This is a genomic window from Marinobacter sp. UBA2498, assembly GCF_002341575.1.
Lineage (GTDB): Bacteria > Pseudomonadota > Gammaproteobacteria > Pseudomonadales > Oleiphilaceae > Marinobacter > Marinobacter manganoxydans.
The window spans coordinates 22,340-29,685 of the sequence record NZ_DDOI01000126.1 but is presented as its reverse complement, the minus strand read 5'-3'; the positions used below and the strand labels follow the sequence as shown (position 1 = coordinate 29,685).

5 protein-coding genes are annotated in these 7,346 nt (G+C 54.6%); 2 read left to right on the top strand and 3 right to left on the bottom strand.

Annotation, left to right across the window (positions count from 1 at the left end):
• Position 1 precedes the first annotated feature (1 nt).
• The gene (locus B2W52_RS17745; RefSeq protein ID WP_286803821.1) at positions 2-649 is read right to left on the bottom strand and encodes an aldehyde dehydrogenase family protein; all 648 of its coding nucleotides are present in this window, start codon (positions 647-649) and stop codon (positions 2-4) included.
• A gap of 51 nt (positions 650-700) precedes the next feature.
• The gene (locus B2W52_RS17740) at positions 701-847 is read right to left on the bottom strand and encodes a rubredoxin (protein WP_081467554.1); all 147 of its coding nucleotides are present in this window, start codon (positions 845-847) and stop codon (positions 701-703) included.
• Positions 848-1,021: 174 nt separating this feature from the next.
• Here B2W52_RS17740 and B2W52_RS17735 point away from each other — a divergent pair, with 174 nt between their 5' ends.
• The gene (locus B2W52_RS17735; protein ID WP_273071269.1) at positions 1,022-2,275 is read left to right on the top strand and encodes an IS256 family transposase; all 1,254 of its coding nucleotides are present in this window, start codon (positions 1,022-1,024) and stop codon (positions 2,273-2,275) included.
• 106 nt (positions 2,276-2,381) lie between these two features.
• A complete protein-coding gene (locus tag B2W52_RS17730) occupies positions 2,382-3,245 on the top strand; it encodes a hypothetical protein (RefSeq protein ID WP_008177406.1) in 864 nt (287 codons plus the stop codon).
• Here B2W52_RS17730 and B2W52_RS17725 read toward each other — a convergent pair.
• Positions 3,237-7,139: a site-specific integrase gene (locus B2W52_RS17725; RefSeq protein WP_286803820.1), complete on the bottom strand. Its 3,903-nt coding sequence runs from the start codon at positions 7,137-7,139 to the stop codon at positions 3,237-3,239. The genes B2W52_RS17730 and B2W52_RS17725 overlap by 9 nt on opposite strands.
• Positions 7,140-7,346: the final 207 nt, after the last annotated feature.

Here is a 7,346-nt window from a genome sequence, read left to right as displayed (position 1 = left end):
CCTAAAACACTTGACCACTACATACCGCAGGACTGCCCGTGAAGAATATGTGGTCGAAGGGTAAGGCCAACAGTTTCTGCGCTACCGCGGCATCACCCTCAATCACGGAAACCAGATCGGGAGGGAAGGTTTCGGCGACAATGTTGGCAATCACCTTTGAGGTATGTGGTGTCATTTCCGAGGGTTTAATGATGGCTCCGTTCCCTGCAGCCAACGCTGAGACGAGAGGCCCGAGCGCAAGATTGAGCGGATAATTCCACGGTGCAATAATCAGGCACACTCCCTTTGGTTCTGGCCGAACATAAGATTTCGTGCCCAGAACACCAACGGATGCAGCCACTCGCTTCGGACGCATCCATTTACGCAAGTGTTTTTTAGTGTGTCGAATTTCCTGAAGCACCGGCAGGAGTTCAGTTAATTTGACTTCTGGAGCGGGTTTTCGAAAGTCCGCCGCGCAAGCCGCAATGATGTTTGATTCGTGGCGTTTAATTGAATCCCGCAGCTGGTCGAGCTGCGCTATTCGAGCCTCCAAGGTAAAGCTTCCGCGACGCGCAAGTTGTGCCCGCTGTAGGGCCGCGAACGTTGAATCAATCGTATCGCTGGTTGACACATTGGTCACCCCAACCTCCGCCAGACTAGCAATCTGCATTATAAAATCACCTCTTGCCGAACGAGACTGTTGTTATTTTCAATCGGATTACTAGTCTTCATAGAGGACATAGTCCTCTTTTGTGGCACCACAGTCCGGACAGCACCAATCGTCTGGAATATCTTCAAAACGAGTGCCGGCAGGGAAGCCTTCGGCTTCATCTCCGAGAGCTTCATCGTAGATATGGCCGCAAGTGATGCAGACCCACTTCCGATAGGTATCTTTTTGAGTCGAGTCTTTCGGCGATTTTGAAGAGTTAGGCTTGGGTTTCGAGTTATGGTGATTTCTGGTGTATGGAAGCAGGTTGAAGGGGTGGCGTATCCTGTTGGTTGATCTCCGCCAAGATCACAACCAACAGAGGAATGATACGCCATGTCCAAGTCTAACCTGCACGCTCTTTCACAACCAGAGGTAGTCAGCAACGACCCGTTGCACGAGCTGATCCGACAGGGTGCCCGGGACCTGATCGCACATGCCGTCGAGACAGAGTTGGAGAGCCTGTTGAAGCAGTACGCGGACGTCAAGACGCCGGATGGCCGCCGTGCTGTGGTGCGAAATGGACACCTGCCCAAGCGCACGATCCAGACAGGCGTTGGGGATGTTGAGGTTCAGGTACCCAAGGTCAGGGACCGCAATAGCTCCGGGATTCGCTTTAACAGTCAGTTGCTGCCGCCGTACCTGAAGCGTGCCCAGAGTCTGGATGAACTGATCCCCTGGCTCTACCTGCGCGGCGTCTCATCAGGTGACTTCCAGGAGGCCCTGAGCGCGCTGGTCGGCGAGCAGGCCAATGGCCTGTCGGCTAACACGGTATCCCGGCTCAAGGCGAATTGGCTTGATGAGCATAAGGACTGGCGGCGGCGAGACCTGAGCCAGAAGCGTTACGTCTACTGGTGGGCTGACGGCGTGTACAGCAATGTCCGCCTGGATGACCGGCTCTGCCTGGTGGTGGTCATCGGCGTGACTGAACATGGTCACAAGGAGCTGGTTGCTGTCGAGGACGGCCACCGGGAGTCCGAAGCCAGCTGGCGAGAGCTGCTTACGGACTTACGGGAAAGAGGCCTGGAACCTTCGCCCAAGCTGGCTGTTGGCGACGGCGCACTGGGCTTCTGGAAGGCCCTGAGCAAGGTGTTTCCGGACACCCGGCACCAACGATGCTGGGTACACAAGACGGCCAACGTGCTGGATAAGCTGCCCAAGTCGGTGCAACCGAAGGTCAAGTCGGCACTGCACGAGATCTATCTGGCCGAGACACGGGACAGCGCCCACAAGGCGTTCGACAGCACCCTGCGGCGGTTCCGGGACAAGTACCCCAAGGCCATGGAAAACCTGGAGAAGGATCGGGATGAATTGTTGGCCTTCTATGATTTCCCGGCGATTCACTGGATTCACTTGCGGACCACCAATCCGATTGAATCCACCTTCGCTACAGTAAGGCTGAGAACCAAGCGGAGCCGCTCCTGCGGCAACCGTGACACGACACTATCAATGGTGTTCAAGCTGCTCCAGTCCGCCCAGAAACGCTGGAAGCGGATCAAGGGGTTCGACCAACTGAAGCTGGTCGTGGACAACGTACAGTTTCAGGATGGAATAGAGGTGGAAGACCAATCTGACAGGAACGCTGCCTGATGGTCATACACCAGATTTGACAATAACTCCGGGTCAATGGCGGCTATATCGTTTGTGTCAATAGCGAAAAAAACACATATGGGAAAGCTCGGGGAAACAAAATCTTATGGGTATTCATGAAGACTCCGTTTCGTTCGACGGTACAATCGTCGTCTTACATCCAGCAAGTGCACCACACGTCGTTAATTCCGGCGGGGTGCTTGAGTTTGAGGAAGATTCCTCAATTGTCCTGCCTGCCCAAAAACAGCTAAAGGACGCCGTGGTTTCAGCTCTTAACGATTTTCGAGATATGAGGAAATTGGCGGCGACTTCCGTAGAGTGGCGTCTCAGGATTGAACCTACGCACAATGTCGAATTCCCGGCAACTTACGTTGTGAGGCTCGTAGGGCCTGGGGCTACGGCTTCGGAGGTGGAAGTATTCAGGGCTGCCGCTCGATTGGTATTTAGGGATTTGATCCCACAGAGGATATTGGGCGAACCGGAAGATGAGCCAATTCTTTCCGAAAAGGAGCAAGAGTTTCTTGGAACCCTTAGCCGAGGGATAGCGGCAAAATTTGCGAGCCGCTCGATCAAGCAGGGCGTCATGGTGAGGTTTGGCTTTGAAGATCTCGGTGGGGCAACGGTACAGGGTGTCATGCCGTCTTTAACGGTCGAGCAAAAAGCTCTTGGCACCATGTGGGCGGCAGGCAGGCCGTTAGGGTTCGACGAGCAAAAAAGTACGGTGACGCTGTGGGTGACACCCGGCGCTAACGATGAGGACGCCTCGGAAATCGAGGGAAGAACTGAGATTTTGTGCCACGATCTGGATTTCCTTCGTGTCTTCGCCAGAGCCTATGCGAATCGCAGTTTGGTTAAGTTTCAAGTGGTGAGCCAACAAGAAGCCAGAAAGCAAAAAACGGTATTGACTCTTCTTGAACTAGAAGAAGTGGCGGTGGACCCTGCGGAGAGCTTCGACCTTCAGTTAGGATAGGGGGGGTAACGGCGTCAGTGGTGCGGGTTTCGGGCAGTAGGCCGATGCAATTGCGATGAAGAGTAGTACCAACTCCAGGCGATCATGGATTTGGGTAATCATAGGGCTGGTGAGGACTAATCCCGCGTAAGAGCGCGCCCTGGTGTAGTTTTTATCGTAATCCTCGTTGAAGGTGTCGAGTTGCAGCGAGGCGGCTGCCGGTACAAATTCACCTGCCAGAACCACTCTTTGAGCTCGGGGAGCATAATCCGGTTTGCTCTTTATGACGACTTTGTACGAATTCTCGGGGATTTTGAATGCGTCCACCAGAAGCCGCATCAGGTGAGCATCTTCGACCTCGTTCATCAGCAAGTGGCCATTTCTACCAACGAGATTCGAGGCCTGGGCGAGAGAAGGTAGCGGTCGGTCGGTGTCCAGTTCCTCACAGTTGTGCAGCTCGTCGCACATCTGCAGCAGTCGGGGCCATACGGCAGTCGAGCGAGATTTCAGTAAATACTTCGGCAGTTTGGTGCCGTACACGAATGCCTTCTTCATTTGTTCCGGGTCATAGACCTTGAACCGCAACCCCGCATTTATCCGGTCAACCAGAATTTCTACATCGGCGAGTTCTCCCGGTGGCAGGCGAAGCATCGGTTCGATTCCGTGAGCCGCGTACCCAAGCGCCATCAGTCTCAGAGCTTCCATCACAATAAGGGGCGTGAGTCTGGTTCGCTGTGCAAAAATGGTGGGAGCCGCACTCTCGACTTCACTGGCGGATTTTACAGGCCAACGATCAATCTGGACGGCCTTTGAAATCGTGCCGGCGTAGTGGGTGGTTACCGGAGTGAGCCTGTCTGCCCACTCTGTCATCATGCGGTTATAGGAGCGAAATTGCGTTCGAGGCGAGTGGTGCCCGAGCGCCCGGGCGATCGCCATAGAGCCGCGTCTTGACGGCAGCCCGTGGTTGCCGAGCAGTACCTTTCGGAGGCTCTCCCTATCGACCGATTCAGTGAGTTTTTGGGCAAGCGGTGTGTCTATCTCAAACAAGGCGCTGTTCAGCACATTACAGAATCCGTGGCGGGCCTGGTGCAGGCTCATGCGGGTGTTTCCGGTCACCAATTTAAGCGTCCGTGCAATATCCGATGGAATGGATCCCGCAAACGGCGTGAGGTTACCCTCTTTGTCGGCAAGGATCGGCTTATTGTCGGCGTTACCCAGCCTGGTCGTATATCGTGTCAGTATTGATGTAACCAGTGACCGCTCGACAGCACTCAGTTGAAATACCAGCGGTACAGCTCGCCGGCTGTGGACGCTGCTTTTCAGGCCACGTATGGAATTGCTTTGAACCAGTACCCAGGTCAACCCAGCGGCTTCGCACCAGTCCGAGCGGAGTAAGCCAATAGCCTCCTGGGCCCTGAGCCCGAAGCGGAAACCTAACAGAAGTACAAAGGCGGCTTGCATACCCCGTTCGATCTCCTCGGTGTCAGGATGCAGGAGCAGTTGGAGGGCCTGGAGGTACTCGCTTTCTGAAAAGAGCCTGGGGCGAACCGAGCGTCGGGCACTGCCGAGATCAAGTTCGTCCCAGTCGGGAGTGGATACTCCGCGCTCACTCGCCCAGTCGAAGAACTCAATAAGGCGTGCCGAAAAATACGCCAGGTCTTTCAGTTTGTGAGCGCAGTGAGACAGCATTTTGGCGCAAAGCTCAGTGACGTCCTCCTCGGCCATCAACAGCAAATCCGCCTTGTAGGCGAAACCACGAAATGGGCCAGACAGTTCACTTAAGTACCGTTTGATAGACCCAGTCGCGTAGGCTTTGTGGGCATAGTTAGCTCGGCCTTTACCTTTTCGGATTCGGTGTGCGACCCAGTAGCCAAGTAGTAAAACGGCACTGCTGACAGAGTGAGTATGGGCCCGGCAGTGCTGTTCGACCTGTTTGGCAATCTCTCGTGACTTGGCTTTTGTGTATTGATTCAGAATGTCCTGCAGTCCTCCAAGAAAAGCTTTCGCCGAGTCGTAAAAAGGTTCGGGATAAGTACCAGAGGCTGATGCTGGAATCGGGGGTAAATTTTCAGTTTCTGGAAGGTCCTGCTCTGGAGTGGACTCCGGTGGTTGATATCGCTGACCTTCTGTCAGGCGAAAATAATCGTACAAGCACAGGCTGGTAGGAGGGTTTCTATTACTGAGAGCGCCTGCCACCATACCTGGAAGGTCAATCAGGTTAGCCTGTTCAATTAACCGGCTCAGCTCTTTTAACAGCGCGCCTACCGACCGCTCGTTTCTTTTTACATCATCAAGGTGTCTGGTTTCCGCCAGTATTGTGGCCAGTGATTGTAACGACTTCGGACAGGGCGCTGTGTCGAGATCCTTGCTGTCTTTGATTCCGAGCCCTTTCGCTAACAGTCGTCCGGTGGTGTGGTCGATCTGATGCCGTTGAACCGGTTGATTGTAATCATTGGGCTCCAGGAATTCGGAGTACTCCAGGTACACGCGTTGCTTGTGTTGTATTACCCGGAAGTTTTGCCCTTGAACCAGATCTTCCAGTAGTCTGAGATAGGATATGCGCTTTTCAATCGCAACGAATGCAGTGGCCAGCGCCAGACTATCGGACTTCGAAAGTCGAGCTTGCCGGATGGCCTGCTTCGTGTCCCGCGCCCATTGTGCAAGGTTCGGCATGGTTTGAAGCGCTCTGGGGCAAGTGTCTCTGACCAGTGAGCGTTCGGTGCCTACCCTTAATGTTCTGTGTCGTATGAATTGTCTTGTATGGGGGCGGTGTTCCTCCAGCCATTGGACCAACACTTCCATCCGAACAGCCGCCTGAGGGTGGGGCATCCCGTTTTCGCGGGAGATCATTCTTTTTGCCAGACGATCAATGTAGCTTTGATTGAGTTCGCTCTCATCGCTGACTGGGCTGGCATCTAGTGCCAAGTCCAGCTCCTTCCGGGCTGCAGAACGCGCCAGATCACGGGCTTTGAGCCGTTCCGAGTGTCGCCGTGCCTGACCAAAGCATTCAGGCTCCCGGTAAGTATCAGCGGGTTGTTTGGCTTCGAAGGCAGTGATGTCGAAGTTGGTCTTGGGCAGTCGCACTATAAAGCCTAGCCGTTCAAAGCAGTCGTCCAGGGCTTCCTTATACCGTTCACGGTCCTCTCGCCAACACCTCGCCGAGTGATCACTGTAGGAGGTTGTTCCCCGCTCCCCATGGCCCATCCAGCCGTCTATGACTTCGGGGTGAACGTTCATTCGAGCTAGCTGCTGGGCAAACCTGTGCCGGAACAGGTTCTTCGGAAGAGGCCACGAGAAGAGTTCCGATCCTGGGACGGCTAAATCGGTTAATGGATGCCACGTACCATTGCTATCGAGCAGGAAGAACAGGGGCAGGGTGTCGGAGTTTCCTTCCAGAACCTGTTGGATGCGATGCGCAAGGTCTTTGTGTTGACCTGAAAGGCTCGCCTTGAACCGACGAAGGTGCTCGAGATAGTCCTCCAATAGCCCTTTTGCGCCATCTGCAAGTGGAACCATTCGTCCGCAGTGAAGGCCGTCGTCGGATTTATCATTGATAAAGACGGCCGGGGGGTGATCACAGAAGTGGGCGATCGACTCGAAAGGCTCTGACAGGTTACGGCAACCGGTTGCGGCATTCAGGGCCGTGACAGTGTATTGGACCAGATGGTTGTGGAAAGTGATGGGGTCGCCTTGCGAGCTTTCCAGCAGGGTTTGGGTGGCTTCCCGAATGCCCTCGACCAAAATGGACTCGAGTGGCGCAAGGAGGCTCCCGAGAAGATTGGTCCTCTCATCGCCTAATGCGGGGTTTTGTAATGGAAGCCCAAATCCGTTTTGAACCTGAGCGATGCTCCAGTTGGCGTATCCACAAGCTGCTGGTAACGTAGCTCGAGGGTGGGCCGAAAGTAAGCGAGCCAATGAATGATCGCATGTCTCTTCGAAAACACTTTGGGACTGTGCGTTAGCGAGTTTGGCGCTGGTGAGTCTCGGGAAATGCCGTTTCGCGTGTTGCCTGAACCATGTTGTTAGGGCATGAGGGCTGGCCCGTGCCCATAGTTGCCGAAGAGTGGCGATGTCCGGGAAAACCTGGGTAGCCTCTCGGAGAGCGCTCTGTATTTGCTCTGG